Origin of the sequence: Pseudodesulfovibrio sp. lm2024, assembly GCF_051175575.1 — a bacterium.
GTDB classification, from domain to species: domain Bacteria; phylum Desulfobacterota; class Desulfovibrionia; order Desulfovibrionales; family Desulfovibrionaceae; genus Pseudodesulfovibrio; species Pseudodesulfovibrio caledoniensis.
In genome coordinates this window covers 422452-439961 of record NZ_CP195092.1, presented here as the reverse complement: position 1 = coordinate 439961, position 17510 = coordinate 422452, and the positions used below count along the sequence as shown (strand labels likewise).

At 66.7% G+C, this 17510-nt stretch carries 13 protein-coding genes; 10 read left to right on the top strand and 3 right to left on the bottom strand.

The window, feature by feature from the left end; translation table 11 throughout:
* Window positions 1–106 precede the first annotated feature (106 nt).
* From ACR42D_RS02005 to ACR42D_RS01995, 3 genes are read right to left on the bottom strand one after another with little or no spacing between them, the layout of a single operon-like run.
* Window positions 107–484 carry a PqqD family protein gene (locus ACR42D_RS02005; RefSeq protein WP_484565204.1) on the bottom strand — a complete coding sequence of 126 codons (378 nt, stop codon included), beginning with the start codon at window positions 482–484 and terminating at the stop codon, window positions 107–109.
* Window positions 462–1391, bottom strand: a complete 930-nt coding sequence (locus ACR42D_RS02000; protein ID WP_484565203.1) for a hypothetical protein — start codon at window positions 1389–1391, stop codon at window positions 462–464. Before ACR42D_RS02000 ends, ACR42D_RS02005 begins: the two co-directional genes overlap by 23 nt.
* Before the next feature lies 1 nt (window position 1392).
* The gene (locus tag ACR42D_RS01995) at window positions 1393–1998 is read right to left on the bottom strand and encodes a hypothetical protein (protein ID WP_484565202.1); all 606 of its coding nucleotides are present in this window, start codon (window positions 1996–1998) and stop codon (window positions 1393–1395) included.
* A 210-nt stretch (window positions 1999–2208) separates the two neighbouring features.
* On the opposite strand from ACR42D_RS01995, the gene ACR42D_RS01990 reads away from it, so the two are divergent.
* The 10 genes from ACR42D_RS01990 to glmU all read left to right on the top strand — a co-directional run bounded on the left by ACR42D_RS01990 (window position 2209) and on the right by glmU (window position 17442).
* Window positions 2209–3687, top strand: a complete 1479-nt coding sequence (locus tag ACR42D_RS01990) for a PP2C family protein-serine/threonine phosphatase (protein ID WP_484565201.1) — start codon at window positions 2209–2211, stop codon at window positions 3685–3687.
* A 126-nt stretch (window positions 3688–3813) separates the two neighbouring features.
* Window positions 3814–4473, top strand: coding sequence for an ABC transporter permease (locus ACR42D_RS01985; protein ID WP_484565200.1), 660 nt, complete (start codon window positions 3814–3816; stop codon window positions 4471–4473).
* Window positions 4474–4482: 9 nt separating this feature from the next.
* Entirely contained in the window at window positions 4483–5247 is a 765-nt protein-coding gene (locus ACR42D_RS01980) for an ABC transporter ATP-binding protein (RefSeq protein WP_484565199.1), read from the top strand.
* A 3-nt stretch (window positions 5248–5250) separates the two neighbouring features.
* Entirely contained in the window at window positions 5251–5883 is a 633-nt protein-coding gene (locus tag ACR42D_RS01975) for a hypothetical protein (protein ID WP_484565198.1), read from the top strand.
* Entirely contained in the window at window positions 5820–10169 is a 4350-nt protein-coding gene (locus ACR42D_RS01970) for an ABC transporter permease (protein WP_484565197.1), read from the top strand. The genes ACR42D_RS01975 and ACR42D_RS01970 overlap by 64 nt, the downstream gene beginning before the upstream one ends.
* On the top strand, window positions 10166–12178 hold the full coding sequence (locus ACR42D_RS01965) for a DUF6785 family protein (RefSeq protein WP_484565196.1): 2013 nt from the start codon (window positions 10166–10168) through the stop codon (window positions 12176–12178). The genes ACR42D_RS01970 and ACR42D_RS01965 overlap by 4 nt, the downstream gene beginning before the upstream one ends.
* A gap of 14 nt (window positions 12179–12192) precedes the next feature.
* Complete coding sequence (locus ACR42D_RS01960; protein WP_484565195.1) at window positions 12193–12981, top strand: substrate-binding periplasmic protein; 789 nt, start codon at window positions 12193–12195, stop codon at window positions 12979–12981.
* A 10-nt stretch (window positions 12982–12991) separates the two neighbouring features.
* Window positions 12992–13834, top strand: a complete 843-nt coding sequence (locus ACR42D_RS01955) for a substrate-binding periplasmic protein (RefSeq protein WP_484565194.1) — start codon at window positions 12992–12994, stop codon at window positions 13832–13834.
* A gap of 20 nt (window positions 13835–13854) precedes the next feature.
* On the top strand, window positions 13855–15810 hold the full coding sequence (locus tag ACR42D_RS01950; protein WP_484565193.1) for an OPT family oligopeptide transporter: 1956 nt from the start codon (window positions 13855–13857) through the stop codon (window positions 15808–15810).
* Window positions 15811–16062: 252 nt separating this feature from the next.
* Entirely contained in the window at window positions 16063–17442 is a 1380-nt protein-coding gene (gene glmU, locus ACR42D_RS01945) for a bifunctional UDP-N-acetylglucosamine diphosphorylase/glucosamine-1-phosphate N-acetyltransferase GlmU (RefSeq protein ID WP_484565192.1), read from the top strand.
* The last annotated feature ends 68 nt before the right edge of the window (window positions 17443–17510 follow it).

The following is a 17510-nucleotide window of genomic DNA, read 5'->3' as shown; positions in this document are numbered from 1 at the left end:
AGCCGTGCTTTTTTCGCAAGGGGCTTTCACCGCAGCGTAGACACCCTACGTGAGGATGAAAGGCCCTTGCGGAAAATGTGCGGATGGCCCGCTATCGGAAGCCGCCCTATTTCAGACCGATGATGCCGCGCTGGCCGATCGTCTTGATGAACGCGGTCACCGCCAGCTCCGCCTCCCGGGGCTGGACCTCGTAGGCCTTGGTGAACGCCTCGGCGATGTCCCGCACGGACCGCTCGCCGTCGATGTGGCGCCAGACGAACGTGCCCATCTCGTCGAGTTCCACGGTCTTGGTCATGGGGGTGCCGTCCCACAGGCCGACCTTGTCGGCCAGGTGGCCGAACCACGGCTTGACGGCCAGGGGATAGGCCAGTTGGACCAGGCCGTCGGGCAACTCGGTGATCTCCACGGCCTGGTTGCGCACCGGGACCATGCGCAGGGCCTCGGCGCGGGATATGGTCGGCTCAGGCCGTTTCTTCCGGAACAAGGGTGAAGCTCCCGCAGATGTCGTTGAACGTGGACTCGGCCGGGAGCGTAGTGCCCTCGGCCATGACCGCCAATACGGCGTTGCCCGCTTCCGGGGTCCAGGCCCGGCCGCAGGTCTTGACCTCCCGGCGCAGGGCCTTGCGCAGCAGCGAGGTCTTGGCCGCGCCGCGCCAGTCGATCCGGCCCGGGCCGTTTTCCACGGTCACGGACGCGGGCGGCGCGTGGGCCAGCCTTTCGCGGCACCACGCCTCCAAAGTGGCCCCCTTGAGCAGGACCGAGGCCGGGGCGAAGCGCTCGAAGTCGAGCCGGGCGCCCGGCCCCTTGCCCGTGGGGACGCGCTCGTTGCGCTTGCCCGAGGCTGTCCGCCACCAGGCCACCCGGTAGTGGCCGGGCCGAAACGAAAAGGTGTCCAGCGCAAAGTCGGCGGGCACCCGCGCGGCCAGACCGAACATGGCCCACGGCACGGTCTTGCCCCCGGTGTGATCGCGCAGGGTGGCCAGGACTTCAGCGGCCACGGGCTCGTCGTCCTCGCAGCGGATGAAAAACTGGACCAGGCAGGCCAGCCCGGTGCCGGGATGATGCAGGGCCGCGCCCAGCCCACGGTTGCCGTCCGCCCGCCACAGAAAGCTCTTGGCGCGCAGGCCGGATTCGGCCAGCCGGTCCTCGGCCCGGGCCCAGGCGTCCGGCACCTCGTCCGCCCCGGCCGCGAGGACCACGGCGCCCTTGTTGCCCTTGGTCAGTTTCTTGAGATGCTTGTCAAAGGAGAAGGAGCCCTGCACGCGGTTCCACTTCAGCTCGCAGACCGGACCGAGGCCGTCCGCCAGGAGGAGCCCGTCGCGCTCTATGGCCGAGGGTTCCCAGCCGGAAGGCGCGGCCAGCCCGATCCCGTTCCAGGCGAAATCAGGCATGCTAGCGCGGCACGTAGGCGTCCAGGGAGCCGATCCTGGTCATGCCCATCTTGCCCATGCTCCCCTTGCGCTTGGACTTGTAGCACTTGAATTCCTCTTCCATCAGGGTCTCGTGGGTCATCTTGATGGACACGCCGGGCCGGATCTCCTTGTCGCGGCTCCACATGAGCACCAGCGAGATCTGCCCGCCCTTGCCGTCCGTGAAGCGCCACTCCCAGGCGATGACGTTCTTGAAGGTGTCGCCCAGGTACTTGTCCGGCTTGCCGAAGTCCGCCTCGTAGCGGTCGTAGAGCCGATTGAACAGCCCCTGGCCGTGATCGTTGAACTTGAGCTTGATGCGCACCAGCCTCTCGTCGCCCCCGCAATTGCCGAAGGCCAGGCTGCCGGCGCGCACGCCCGGCAGATTCTCGGCCTTGAGCTGGGCCTCGGACAAAAACGGCGCGTCCGACACCGGGATGGGGTCTCCCTCGCGGCAATAGTCCTCGTAGTCCTCCATCGGATCGCCCAGCGTGAACCCGGCCAGGGTGGTCGGGAACCCCTTGCCGGCCAATGCGGGCGTCGCGAAGAGGGCCGTCAGAATCAGCAACAGGAAACATGCTCTTCTCATATTCATCGCCTACGTTTGTTTTTTACGCTTGTCCGCGCTGTGGACACCACTTATGATTAAACAAGATCAAGCAGATTGGCAAAGGAATAGGCGACAAACAGGGAAGGGCGGATGCGAAACGAACCTGCCATGCCCGCATGGCGACCTTTTTTGTACTACGCGCTGGCCGTGGTCGGCGGCGCGGTGTACGGCGGGCAGGTCTGACCGTTCATGGCCCAGCTCCCGGTCTGGGAGCTCGCGGTGGTCATCCTGGTCCCCATGGCCGCGGCCTGGGTCGTCCGGCCCTACGTCCAGCGCCGGACGGTCGAGCGGGTCCGCCCCCTGCGCCGCCCCCTGCGCCAGCTCCAGATGGACCTCGGCCTGTTCCTCGCCGCCGGGCTCATTGCCGGGGGGATCCTCTTCGCCGTCTACCACTATCCGCTGATCGAGAGCGGCCTCAAGCTGGTCCTGGGCCTCTTCACCGTGGGGCTCTTCGCCGGGCTCGACCTCGGGCTGGCCCGCGAGCGGCAGGTCATCCGCAGCGCCCTGGCGGGCGACGCCAGCTACACCCCGCCCTCCCGGCTCATCTCCATGACCCGCAAGTTCTCCATCGTGGCCATGCTCGTCCTGATCCTGAGCACGGCCATCGTCCTGCTGGTCATCATCCGCGACATCGGCTGGCTGGCCACCCAGGACCTGAACCTCGAGACCCTGGACATGATCGGCCGTTCCGTCCTGGTGGAAATCCTCTTCGTCATGGGCTTTCTCATGGTCATGCTCGTCAACCTGGTGGTCTCCTACGCCCGGAACATGCGCATGGTCTTCGACACCCAGACCGAGGTCCTGGAAAACGTCAGCCGGGGCGACCTGTCCCGCCGCGTGCCCGTGACCACATCCGACGAGATGGGGGTCATCGCCGGGCACACCAACACCATGATCGCCCGGCTGCGGGAGGGCGTGCGCATGCGCGAGGGACTGCTCATCGCCCAGGAGGTCCAGCAGCACTTCCTGCCCCGGGAGGCCCCGGCCATGCCCGGCCTGGACATCGCGGGCGCAAGCCTGTTCTCGGACGAGACCGGCGGCGACTTCTACGACTTCATCGAGTGCGACCCGGACAACTGCGGCCAGCTGGCCGTGGCCGTGGGCGACGTGTCGGGCCACGGCATCGGCGCGGCCCTGCTCATGACCGCCGGGCGCGCCGTCATCCGCCAGAACGCGGCCACGCCCGGCTCGGCGGCCGAGAGCATCCGCCGGGCCAATCTGCACCTGAGCCGCGACATCGGCGACACCGGGCGGTTCATGACCCTGTTCTTCATGGTCATGGACCCGGCCGAGGGCGCGATCACCTGGGTCAACGCGGGCCAGCAGCCGCCGCAGCTGTACGACCCGGCAACAGACGCATTCACCGAACTCAAGGGCGTGGACATCCCGCTCGGCGTGGAGCCGGGCTGGGACTACCACGAGCGGTCCATCCCCCTGCCCGGTCCGGGACAGATCCTGTGCATCACCACGGACGGCGTGTGGGAGGCCCGGGGCCCGGACGGGAGCATGTTCGGCCGCCAGCGTCTGCGCCGGATCATCCGCGACAACCGCGACAAGAGCGCGCAAGAAATCCTGTCGGCCGTCAGCGCGCAGGTGGTCGAATTCTCCGGGAAGAACGGTCGCGAGGACGACCTGACCCTGGTCGTGGTCAAGGGCGTGTTCCGCTGAGCCGGGAGCATTTTTGCCGGGAATGTGATATGCGTACAATGATTCCTGTTTCCACTTGTTTCCGAGTGCCCGAAACTATATGATGAGAATGAACGAATCCAGCACGTTCGAATTGAAAGGAAATCAATGCACAAACCGGAACGACTCATTTCGCTGCCGTTCTCGAAATCCCTCGAGATCAGCTACAAGAGCCTGAAGGTCCGTTTTTTCCGCTCCATGATCACGGTGTCGAGCCTGGTCCTGGCCGTCTCGTTCCTGAGCTTCGTGCTGGTCAACCTGGATATCGCCACGGGCATGCTTCTGCACGGCGGCCGGGAGGCGGCCCGGGCCCTGTCCCAGGCGGGCTACGACGTGGACCTGGCCCACGGGGCCGTGGCCATGTCGGCCAAGGAACGCTGGATCGTCATCCTGTCCCTGCTGGTCTGCACCGTGGGCATCGTCAACGCCCAGCTCATGTCCGTGACCGAGCGGTTCTCCGAGATCGGGGTCATGAAGTGTTTGGGCGCACTGGACTCCATGATCCTGCGCCTGTTCCTGATGGAAGCGGCCATGCAGGGGCTGGCCGGGGCATTCACCGGCGCGCTCCTGGGCTGCCTGTTTTCCCTGCTGACCGGGGCCGTGCGCTTCGGTTTCGCGTCCCTGGCGAGCCTGCCGCCCGTCTCCCTGCTCGGCTCCGTGGGGCTGGCCACCCTGGCGGGCTGCGGCCTGAGCCTGCTCGGCGTGCTCTACCCCGCCTGGCTGGCGGCGCGCATGGACCCCATCAAGGCCATCCGGGCGGAACATTGAGGATAGTTTATGAGTGACGAAAAACGCACCATCGTCCGCGTCATCGGCGTAAAGAAGACCTTCACCATGGGCAAGGTCGAACTCCAGGCCCTCAAGGGCGTGGACCTCGAGATATTCGCCGGGGAGTACATCTCCATCATGGGCCCGTCCGGCTCGGGCAAGTCCACCCTGTTCAACATGATCGGCGGCCTGGACAAGCCCACCGAGGGCAAGGTCTTCATCGACGAGGTGGACATCTCCCAGCTGGACGCCTTCGAGCTGGCCTGGCTCAGAAACCGCAAGATCGGCTACATCTTCCAGACCTTCAACCTCATCCCGGTGATGACCGCGCTGGAGAACGTCACCCTGCCCATGACCTTTGCGGGCATGAACGCGGACGACGCCCAGGACAAGGGCATCGAGCTGCTCAAGCTGGTCGGGCTGGGCGAACGATTCCAGCACAAACCGTTGGAGCTGTCCGGCGGACAGCAGCAGCGCGTGGCCGTGGCCCGGTCCCTGGCCAACGATCCGTCCATCGTCCTGGCCGACGAGCCCACCGGCAACCTGGACCTGTCCACGGGCGAGGAGATCATCGAGCTCCTGCAGATGCTCTCCGAGGAACGCGGGGTCACGGTCATTTCGGCCACCCACGACTACAAGATGCTCAACGTGTCCGACCGCGTGGTCTGGGTGCGCGACGGCCAGGTGGACCGCATCGAGCGGCGCGAGGAACTGGACATCTCCATCGGCGGCATCGGCGAAAAACTGACCGGCCACAGGGAAACCGGAGCGTAGACCATGATCCGGCGCGGCCCGCTCTTCTCAACCGCCCTCCCGGCCGCCTTCCTGGCGCTCGGCCTGCTCCTGGCAGCCGCCTGCCCGGCCCTGGCCGACGGCGCAACGTTCCTGCGCGCACTGAGCGGGCTGGGCGACCGTTCGCCGGGCAGCCCGGGGCTGGCCAAGGCCGCGGACATGGTCGAGAACGAGTTCCGGCGGCTGTTCCCGGACGGAACCGTGGGCCGACAGTCCTTCCACCTGCCCGTGCAGGTCCAGGAGGGCGCGACCCTGACCATGGCGGCCACCGGCCGCGTGGAGCCCCTGCGCCAGCTGCGGGCCAACGCCCTGTCCCCCGGCGCCGTGGCCCCGCCCGGCATCGACGGACCGCTGCTCTACGCGGCGGGCGGGCGCGTGGTCGATTTCGACGGCATGGCGGTCCAGGGTTCCGTGGTCCTCATGGACATGGACTCGGGCAAGAACTGGAACAACGCGGCCATGCTCGGCGCGCGCGGCCTGATCTTCGTGGGCGCGGCGGCGACGGCGGCCCGGGGCCCAGGGCCCGTTTCAGAGACAAGTTCGAGCTCACGCCGGTGGATTTCCCGATCTTCTGGATCTCCCGCGAACGGGCCGAGGCCCTGTTCGGCCACGGGCTGACCTCGGGCGGGCCGCGCGTCCTGGGCAAGGCGGTCCTGACCTCCAAGGGCAAGTGGCGCAACGAGCGGCTGGATAACGTCTACTGCCGCATTGCGGGGACCGATCCCGAGCTTTCGAAAGAGACCGTCATCGTGGAGGCGTTCTACGACTCCACCGCCCTGGTGGAGGGCCATTCCCCGGGCGCGGACGAAGGCGCTTCCATGGCCGCGCTCATGGACCTGGCCGCCGACCTGGCCGCGCACCGGCCCAAGCGCTCCGTCCTCTTCCTGGCCACGGCGGGCAAATCTTCGGCCCAGGCGGGCATGCGCGAATTCACCTGGGCCCTGGTGACCAAGGGCGAGGATTTGAAGGAGCGGCGCAACGAGCTCAGGCGGCTGGTGGGCGACACCGAGCGCACCCTGGCCCTGCTGGCTTCGCCCGCCCCACTCGCCCCGGCCGACCTGGCCGATCCGGCGGACGCGGCCCTGCTCAAGAGGGCGCTCAAGGCCGTGGTCCGCAACCGCGAGGACGACATCACCAGCGAGCTCATGCGGCTGCGGTTGCTGGCCGGGCCGCAGGAAGGGGCCCGCGCCGAGACGGCCACCGCCGACCAGACGCGCATCCAGGCCCTGGCCGACGAGCGCATCCGGCTCAAGCGGCTGACCTGGATCAGCTCCACGGTGGACGACTACCCGCTGCCCCCGGAGGAACGGACCGCGCTCAAACGGTTCTTCGACCCCGCAAGGAAACTGCGCGCGCAGGTGCTGGCCGACGCTTCGGGCCAGCTCGGGGACATCGCCTCGGCGCGGGCCGTGCGCGACGCCCTGGGCGAGACGAGCATCGCGGCCCACGTCTCCCTGTTCCTCTCCTCCCACGGCAACGGCCTGGGCGGGTTCGACCAGGGGTTCCTCGTAGACCTCAAGCCCGACGTCAACCGGACCGGCTTCTTCCGCCCCCTGGACACGGTCATGAAGGGCGCAGTGGAGCGATTGAAACAGACCGACCCGGCCACGGCGAAGCTGTTCCGCGACACGCTCAGGCCCGGTAAGCGCGCCTGGCAGAGCTATCTGCCCGACCGGCCCGAGCTGGGCGGGGAGCCCATGGCCCTGGCCGGGCTGCCCGGCTTCACCCTGGCCACGGTCCACGACGTGCGCCCGACCTGGGGCACCCCCTACGACCGGCCCGGCCGCGTGGACTTCGATTTCCTGGCCCGCCAGTCCCGGCTGGTCCGCACCCTGATCCGGGCTCTGACGGCCGAGCCCATCGCGGACGCGGGCAAGCGCGGCAAGAACAACTTCGTCACCCTGGAAGGACGGGCCAATCTCCTGCGCAAGGGCGAAATCTTCCCGGACCGACCGGGCACCGGCCTGGTCGTCCTGGCCTTCCAGTGGCAGACGCGCAGCTACGGCATGGTCGACACCCAGGGCAACTTCCGCATCCCCGGCCTGGCCAGCAAGAAGGTCAGCTACCACAAGGGCGTGATCGAGGCCTTCCGGTTCAACGACGAGACCGGCCTGGCCGAGTGGGCCATCGACAAGCCCAAGACCGGCAAGGACGCCTACCGCATCAAGCTGTCCCGCGCCGTGCAGGCCACGGACCTGATCCTGTTCGCCTGCACCCAGACCACCCTGTTCGACATGTTCGAGCCCCGGACATTCAAGTATCTCTACCGCCCGACCCTGATCGACGGCCGCACCGAGGCCCCGCCCGTGAGCTACTGGTACAGCCGCCTCGACACCCGCTCGTCCACCCTGGGCACCCTGTTCCTGGAGCCGGACACCCCGGTCAAGCTGACCCTGTCGGACACGGTCCTGGACAAGAAGGTCCTGCTGCTCAACGCGGACGCGGAGCACCCGGACGGCCTGGGCTACATCGCCCGCAAGTGGCCGGTCATCCCCATGACCGAATTCAGGGCGGCCCGCGACATGTGGGCCCTGCTCGGCCCGCGCATCGACAACCTCGAGGACAAGGGCATCGTCAACGACCGCATCCGGCTGCTGCGCAGGCAGGGCGACCGCGAGCTGGCCGACGCCGTGCGCTACAAGGAGGCCAAGCAGTGGGACAAGTTCGTCGAGTCCTCCCGCGCCTCCCTGGCTAAGGCCAGCCGGGTGTACAACGACGTGGACAAGACCCAGCGCGACGTGCTCTTCGGAGTGCTCTTCTACGTGGCCCTGTTCGTGCCGTTCGCCTACTGCATGGAACGGCTCTTCTTCTCCTTCGTGGACATCAAGAAACGGATCGGGGCGTTCCTCGGCTTCCTGGTCCTGATCATCGGGATCATCTACCTGGTGCACCCGGCGTTCCAGCTGACCTATTCACCGCTGGTGGTCATCCTGGCCTTCTTCATCCTGGCCCTGTCGCTGCTGGTCTCGATGATCATCTTCTTCAGGTTCGAGCGGGAGATGGTCGAGCTGCAGAAGCGCTCGTCCCACGTCAAGCTGACCGGCATCAGCCCCATGGCCGCCTTCGGCGCGGCCTTCGTGCTCGGGGTGGGCAACCTGAAGCGGCGGCCGGTACGCACCTTCCTGACCTTCGCCACACTGGTCATCCTGACCTTCACGATCATGAACTTCACCACGGTCAAATCCGTGCGCCAGGCCGGATGGGCCCGTTTCAACGACCACGCCTCCTATGACGGGCTCATGGTCAAGTACCTCAACTGGCAGGACATTCCGGTGGAGGCCCTGTCGGTCATGCGCACCGCGTTCGCCGGGACCGGGGCCGTGGCGCCGCGCGTCTGGTACGACACCGGATTCACCTCCGACAAATCCCGCGCCCCGCTTATCCCGGTGGTCCGCGACGGCAAGGAGACCCAGGGACGCGGCCTGATCGGCCTGTCCTGGCGCGAGCCGCAGGTCAGCGGGCTCGACCGCATCCTGGTCAAGGGGCGCTGGTTCAGGGAGGGCGAACGCCAGGCGGTCATGCTGCCGCAGCGCATGGCTGAACGGATCGGGGCCGACCCGGACGACCCGAAGCGCAACAAAGTGGTCATCTGGGGGCTGCCCCTGACCCTGGTGGGCGTGTTCAGCGACGAGGGACTGCGCGACAACCCGGACCTGGACGGCGAGCCCATGACCCCCATCGTCTTCCCCAACCAGGCGGCCACCCAGCTCTCCGAGGTGGAGGCCGAGGCCATCGAGAACGGCGAGGACGTCATGGCCACCGAGTCCCGCTACCAGCACATCCCCGGCTTCGAGACCGTGGTCATTCCGGCCGAGGAACTGCTCTCCCTGTCCGCCGGGCGGCTCAAGGGCATTGCCGTGCACCCGGACGCGGGCCACCGCGTGGGCGACGACCTGGGCGACCGCTTCGGCCTGCTCCTGTTCAAGGGCGGGCCCGAGGGAACATCCCTATATTTCGCGTCGGACGCGGTCAACTACTCGGGCGTGGCCAACATCCTGATTCCCCTGGCCATCTCCATCCTGATCGTGCTCAACACCATGATCGGCTCGGTCTACGAGCGCCGCCCCGAGATCGCGGTCTACACCTCGGTGGGGCTGGCCCCGCCGCACGTGGCCTTCCTGTTCATCGCCGAGTCCCTGGCCTTCGCGGTCATCTCCGTGGTGGTCGGCTACGTCCTGGCCCAGACGTCCAGCGCCTTTCTGGCCGGAACGCCGCTGTGGGCGGGCATGACCGCCAACTACTCGTCCACCGCGGGCGTGGCCGCCATGGTCCTGGTCATCGGCGTGGTCCTGGTCTCGGCCATCTACCCGGCGCGGGTGGCGGCCAACATCGCCATCCCGGACGTGAACAAGTCGTGGACCATGCCCGAGGCCGAAGGCGACCGCATGACCGTCATCCTGCCGTTTCTGATCAAGATGGCCGAGATGAAGTCCGCGGGCGGATTCCTGCGCCAGTACTACCTGGCCCACCACGACGTGTCCCACGGGACGTTCTGCACCGACGACATGCGCTGCAACTTCCTGGACTTGGAAGAGCGGGAGGCGGCCGGCGGCCTGACCACCGGCGCGGGCCAGGACATCCCCCTGAGCGACGACCTGTGCTTCTCCATGGACCTGCGCGCCTGGCTGGCCCCCTTCGACTTCGGCGTGCGCCAGAAGGTCAAGCTGGTCTTCTGCCCGTCCGACATCTACAAGGGATTCCGGCAGATCAAGGTGCTCATCGACCGCGAGGCGGGCGAGCTCACGGCCTGGGAGAACCTCAACCGCAATTTCATCAACGACCTGCGCAAGCAACTGCTCGCCTGGCGCTCCCTGGACGAGGAGGCCGTGCACCACTACGCCGAGAACCTGGAAGAGGAACGGCAGCGCCTGGAGCGCGAGGAAGCAGAGGAGGCCCGGGCATGAACGGACGTCTGAGGCTGCGCGCACTGGTCGCCGGGCTTGTTCTCGGCCTGATCCTGTGCGTCTTCACCCCGTACAACAACGCGGTCCTGGGCGGCGTGCCGCTGGGCGGCGGGCACTTCCCCCTGGCCCCGTTCTTCATCCTGGCCTGGCTGTTCCTCATCGACGGCGGGATCGCGCGCCTGACCAAGAGGCCGCCCGTCCTGTCCGGGGTGGAGCTGCTGGTCGTCTGGCTGATGATGACCCTGTTCACGGCCATCGGCTACGCAGGGCTGACCGAGACCTTCTTCGTCAACGTCACCGCGCCCCAACGCTACGCCAGGGACGCCTATCGCTGGACCGAGGTCCTCGGCCCGCTGCTGCCCGACTCCTGGTATCCGCACTCGGGCGACGCCGTGCGCCAGCTCTTCCAGGGGCTCAAGGACGGGCGGGACATGTCCGTGCTCCAGGTCCTCTCGTCCATCCCGTGGGGAGTCTGGCTGCCGCCGCTGATCGTCTGGTCCCTGTTCATCCTGGGCGCGTATTTCGTGATGATCTGCCTGACCGCGCTGTTCGGCCGCCAGTGGGTGGTCAACGAGCGGGTCAACTTCCCCCTGCTGCGCGTGCCCATGCTCATGGGCGAGGCCCTGGACCAGAGGACGTTCTCCTCCTGGTGGACGGACCGCTTCCTGCTCACCGGCCTGGTCCTGACCGGGGCCCTGCACCTTTTAAACGGCCTGCACTTCTACTACCCGTCCGTGCCGCAGCTGCCGACCCTGATCCTGGCCGGGTCCTATTTCCCGAAGTTCGGGCTCTTCTCCGGGTTCTACAAGCTGAAACTCTATTTCATCCCGGCCTTCGTGGGCTTCGCCTTCCTGACCACCCGGCAGATATCCTTCTCCATGTGGTTCTTCCACCTGGCCGCCGGGCTGCTCTTCGGTCTGCTCTACGTATTCGGCTGGCAACTGCCCGAGGCCGCGCTCGGGACCACGCTGGGCCCCGACCTGGCCCGGCCCGAGGGCGCGCAAACCATCGGCTCCTACGCCGTGTTCTTCGCCTTCCTGCTCTGGCTGGCCCGCCACCACCTCAAGGAGACCGTGACCTGCCTCATCCGGCCGGTCTGCAAGGGCGGCGAGGCCATCAACCGGTCGGGCCGCGCCACGCCTCCCCAGGAATGGGGGCCGCCCGCCTGGCCGCTGGCCGGGCTGATCCTCGGCATGCTCTTCCTGGTGGCCTGGTGCCGCTGGTTCGGCCTGCCCTGGACCGGCGCGGTCCTGCTGCCCCTCGCCTTCATGCTGGTCATGCTGGTCATCAGCCGACTGGTCTGCCAGGGCGGCCTGCCCTACTTCACCCTGACCGCGGCCCCGTCCGACGGTATCATGGGGCTGTTCGGCACGGGCGTGCTCGGTTCGGCGGGCGTGGCCGCCACGGCGGTCATGCAGAAGGTCCTGTTCCTGGACGTGCGCGAGGCCGTGGCCCCGACCCTGTTCCACGGAGCCAAGATACGCGAATCAGCGGCCCCGGCCCGGCGCGGGCTGATACTCGCGGCCATCGGGCTGTCCCTGGTCCTGGCCCTGGCCGCCGCGTTCGCGACCATGCTCTATCTCGGCCACCGCTACGGACTGCGCGAGCTGCGCCTGGACTGGGCCACACAGACCGTGCTGGCCAATCTCGAAAACGCCCAGCGGCTGGTGGATCAACCCGTCGGTCCCAACCAGTGGCTGCTTACCTACGCGGGCTTCGGCGCGCTGGTCATGTTCGTGCTCATCTACTGCTACTACAAGCTGCCCTGGTGGCCCCTGCACCCGCTGGGCTACCTGGCGGCCTATTCGGCGGGCATGAAAATCCTGTGGTACCCGTTTTTCCTGGGCTGGCTGTGCAACCATCTGGTCCTGCACTACGGCGGCACCCGGCTCTACAACAAGGTCCGGTTCCTGTTCATCGGATTGATCCTCGGCGATTTCCTCATGGGCGGCGCGTACGCCGTCCTCGGCATGTTCTCCAGCCAGGCGTACAGCGTCTTTCCCATGTAGCCGTGAGCGTAGCCATGCGAGCCATACTGAAACTGCTTCCCCTGTCCTTTTTCCTGCTGCTCATGGAGGGCGCGGGAGGGATGGCGTTGGCCGCTCCGTCGGCAATCGGGAAGAGCGGCATGGTCATGTTCATCGCCTACGCGGACGTGCCCCCCTACTTCATCAGCGGCTCTGAGGAGGAGAAGGAGGGCAACGGCATCCTGATGGACGTGCTCCGGGCCGTGACCGAGCCGCTGGACTGCACCGTGACCTTCAGGCGGCTGCCCGACAAGCGGGGCTGGGACATGCTCGCCCACGGGGGGGTGGACGTCTACGCCACGGCCCGGGAATGGATCGAAAACCCGGACCGGTTCCTGTGGACCGACCCGTTCATGCACAACGACGACGTGCTCGTCTACCGCGCGGGGTGCCCCCAGATATACAGCGGACCCGAGTCCCTGTACGGCAAGACCGTGGCCTGCATAAAGGGGTTCGTCTATCCTCCCCTGGAAGACCACTTCGGGGAGGGGCGGATCATGCGCATCGACGCAACCTCGCCCGAGGCCATGCTCGAGCTCCTGGTTCGCGGCCGGGCCGACGCCGTGTTGGTCAACCACACGGAAATACGGTGGATACTCCGCACGAACAAGGACCTGGAGCCGCACCGTTTCCGCATCGACCCCGAGCCCGTGGGCCGAGCCCTTTTCCGTTTTCTCTTTCCCAGGGACCGGGGCTGGGAGCCCATGGTCGATCAGTTCAATCGCCGCCTCAGCGCCATGCGCAAGGACGGCAGCCTCAAGGCCATACTCGCCCGGTACAAATAGGCGCCGACACATGCACGACAAGGACTCGACACGACACCGGCAACTTGCCGGCAACCCGGGGCAGGCAGGGGCCGTCCCGCCCTCCGACGCATCCCGCCGCGCTCCGGCCCTGGCGGCCGCGGCTTTCGCCTGGCTGCTGTTTGTCTGCGCCCAGGGCACGGCCCACGCGCGCGACCTCGTCCTGTTCATGACCAACGAGGACTGGCCCCCCTATCAAATCGGCGACCCGGCCGCGGATGGCAAGGGCGTGATCGTGGACGTGCTCGGGGAGATCGCGGCCCCCCTCGGCCTGAACCTCAAGGTGCGGGTCCTGCCGGAGCGCCGGGGCCGGGACATGCTCGATCACGGCGAGGTGGACATTGCTTTCCTGGCCCGGGAGTGGATCGAGGACACCGACCGCTTTCTCTGGACGAGCCCGCTGATGCTCAACGAGGACGTCCTGCTCTTCCGGGCGGGCAGCACGCTGCGCTACGTATCCCCGGCCTCCATAAAAGGGCTGCGGGTGGCCGCCATGGAGGATTTCGTCTACCCTGTCCTCGAGCCGTTCTTCCGGGAAGGCGCGATCAAGCGCATCGACTGCGGGTCGCCCTACCAGATGCTGGAGATGCTCGACCGGGGCCGGGTGGACGCGGCCCTGGTCAACCGCAGCGAGACCCTGTGGCTCTTCCGCAACCATCCGGAACTGCGCCCCGAGCGCTTTCGCATGGACGAAACCCCGTTCGACAGCGCCTGGTACCGCTTCATGCTGCCCAGGGAACGGGGCTGGGAGGAGTATATTCCCCTTTTCAACAAACGCATCGCGGCCATGAAGCGGGACGGCTCGCTCAAGACCATACTCGACCGGTACAGATAGCGCCTGACGGAGCCTGACGCATGTACGACGACAAGGAACTGAAAGAATATCGCGACCTGATGCAGCCGCCGGAGAAGTTCGAGGAGGGCTTCGACTGGAAGACCATCGTCGGGGCCATCTTCATCGGCTTTCTGATGATGCCCGGCTCCATGTACCTGCAGCTGGTCATCGGCCAGGGCATCGGCCCGGCCGCCCGCTGGGTGACCATCATCCTGTTCGCCGAGATCGCCAAGCGTTCCTACACCCACCTCAAGGAACAGGAAATCTTCCTGCTCTACTACATGGCGGGCGCGGCCCTGGCATCGCCGTTCCAGGGGCTGTTGTGGAACCAGTACCTGGTACAGTCCGACGCGGCGCGCATGCTCGGCCTGACCGAGTTCATTCCCCACTGGGTGGCCCCGGCGCTGGGCTCGGGCTCCTACCTGGAGCGGACCTTCCTGCACCGCGACTGGCTGGTGCCCATCCTGCTGCTCATCGGCTCCCAGCTGGTCCAGCGCATCGACCACTTCGGCCTGGGCTACTCCCTCTACCGGATCACCTCGGACGTGGAGAAGCTGCCCTTCCCCATGGCCCCGGTGGGCGCCCTGGGCACCATGGCCCTGGCCGAATCCACCGAGGACAAGAAGACCGGCTGGAAGTGGCGGGTCTTCTCCATCGGCGGGGTCATCGGCCTGGCCTTCGGCTTCTTCTACGTGCTCCTGCCCGCCCTGTCCGGGCTGCTCTTCACCGAACCCATCCGGCTCATCCCCATCCCGTGGGTCGAGATGACCCGGTACACCGAGGACGTCCTGCCCGCCGTGGCCACCGGCATCCAGTTCGATCTCGGCCTGGTCTTCATCGGCATGGTCCTGCCCTTCTGGGCGGTCATCGGCGGCCTGCTCGGGCTGATCGTGACCATCGTCTCCAACCCGATCCTCTACGCCCACGGCATCCTGCACCGCTGGCACCCGGGCATGGCCACGGTGGAGACGGTCTTCGCCAACAATTTCGACTTCTACATGAGCTTCGGCATCGGGCTCGGCCTGGCCATCGGCGCGGTGGGCATCTACTACGTGGCCAAATCCTTCCGCAGCTCCTCCGGCGGCCTCGACTTCTCGGCCCTGTTCAACCCGCCCGCCGGACGCGGGGACATCAACTTCTGGGTGTCCATCGCCATCTACGTCTTCTCGACCTTGTGCTACATCGGGTTCTGCCTCTGGCTGGTGCCCAATTTTCCGTGGATCTTCTTCGTCCTCTACGGCTTCGTCTACACCCCGGTCATCTCGTACATCTCCGCGCGCATGGAGGGCGTGGCCGGGCAGTTCGTGGCCCTGCCCATGGTCCGCGAGTTCTCGTTCATCGCCGGGGCCAAGTTCTTCGGCTACCACGGGCTGGAAATCTGGTACGCGCCCATCCCGGTGCACAACTACGGCGAGGCCACGGTCCAGTTCCGCCAGATCGAGCTAACCGGCACCAGCCTGCGGGGCATCATCAAGGCCGAGATCCTGGTCTTCCCCATCGTCATGGTCTCCTCCCTGCTCTTTTCCCAGTTCCTCTGGCAGCTCGCGCCCATCCCCTCGCCCGAGTACCCCTTCGCCCAGCAGCTGTGGCATCTCCAGGCCCTGAACTCCCTGCTGCTCCAGACCTCCACGCTGGACGGCAACTCCCTCTTCTTCGAGGCGCTGTCCGGCCCGGTGGTCCTGTCCGGCCTGGGCCTGGGGCTGATCCTCTACTCCGTGCTCAATGTGCTCGGCCTGCCCGTGCTCCTGGTCTACGGCGTGGTCCGGGGGCTCGGCCAGTCCACGCCCCACGGCATGCTCCTCGAGGTCGTGGGCGCGCTCCTCGGCCGATTCTATTTCCTGAAGAAATACGGCACCAAGTGGCGGCACTACGCCCCGGTCCTGCTGGCCGGCTTCTCCTGCGGCATGGGGCTGACCGGCATGTTCGCCATGGGCTGCACCCTGATCATGAAATCCCTGGGCCGCTTGGCCTACTGAGCGTCTCCGCCCCCCATCCCCTCTCCCTTCCTAAATTTTTTGGTGCCGCTTCGCGGGTGGCGCGGGGGTGGTGGGGTGGTCTTTTGGGCATCGGTGCGGACGATGCGGCATGGATTCCGGGACATGCGGGCACTGCCGCCGGAACTGTCCGACAACTTAACGCTATTTTGCCGAGGGGGCTTGTCCTTTCCCTTGCGAGCGAGTAATTTATCCCCGGCATAACGGTACAAGGAACCCAATACGGAGAACAGAATGCCCGAGACCAAGACGACCGCCCTGGTGCTGGCCGCCGGAAAGGGGACGCGGATGCGTTCGCCCAAGGCCAAGGTGTTGCAGACCCTGCTCAACGAACCCATGCTCTTCTACGTGTACGAGGCGCTCGCGCCCATCGTCCGCGACAACGTCCTGACCGTGGTCGGGCACGACGCCGACAACGTGGCCAAGGCCTTTCCGGCCATGGCCGACCGCTTCGTCACGCAGGCCGAGCAGCTCGGCACGGGCCACGCCCTGCAGGTCGCCTGGGAGGCTGTGGAAAAAACCGGGGCCACCCACTGCCTGGTCATCAACGGCGACACCCCCCTGGTCACCGTGGAGGCCCTGGACCGGCTGGTGGCGGCACAAGGGTGCTGCGACCTGGCCTTCATGACCATCACCCCGCGCGACACCGGGGCGTTCGGCCGCGTGGTCCGCGACCCCGAGCGCCGGATCCGGGCCATCGTCGAGGCCAAGGACTACGATTTCTCCCTGCACGGGCCGGTCACCGGCGAGGTCAACGCGGGCATCTACCTGCTCAAGATCGCGACCATCGGACCGCTCCTGCACAAGCTGGAGAACGCCAACAAATCCGGCGAGTACTACATCACCGACCTGGTCGAGCTGGCCGTGGAACAAGGCTTGTCCGTGGACGGCGTCCAGGCGGGCAACGACATCTCGCTCATGGGCATCAACTCCCCGCGCGAGCTGATCAACGCCGAAAACACCCTGCGCGCCCGCATCGTGGACGAACTCATCGATTCCGGGGTGCTGATCCACAACCCCGCCACCGTGATCATCGGCCCCAAAACCGAAGTCGAGCCCGGCGCGGAAATCTTCGGCCACTGCGAAATCTACGGCGCGTCCAGAGTGGCCGCCGGCGCCAAACTCGGCTCGTACAACCACATCACCGACGCGACCTTCACCGCAGGTTGCGTGGTCCGCGAATTCAACCACATCGAGGGGGCCGAGGTGGGCGAGGGCGCGACCGTGGGGCCCTATTCCCGGCTGCGGCCCGGCGCCAAGCTTGAAAAAAACGCGCGCATCGGCAATTTCGTGGAGATGAAAAAGGCGACCCTCGGCGAAGGGGCCAAGGCCGGCCACCTGACCTACCTGGGCGACACCGTGGTCGGAGCCGGGGCCAACATCGGGGCCGGAACCATCACCTGCAACTACGACGGGAAGAACAAATTCACGACCAGGATCGGCGCGGGCGCGTTCATCGGCTCCAACACCGCCCTGGTCGCCCCGGTGAGCGTTGGCGACAACGCCCTGATCGGGGCGGGGTCCACCATCACCAAGGACGTGCCGGACAACCAGACCGGCATCGCCAGAGGCAAGCAGGTCAACCTGAAACGGAGCCTGAAGAGAAACGAGTGAGCGGTGGAAAACCCTTCAAATAACTGTGGAAAGAAATCTTGCCTTGGACCCGAAAAAAGCATAGATAA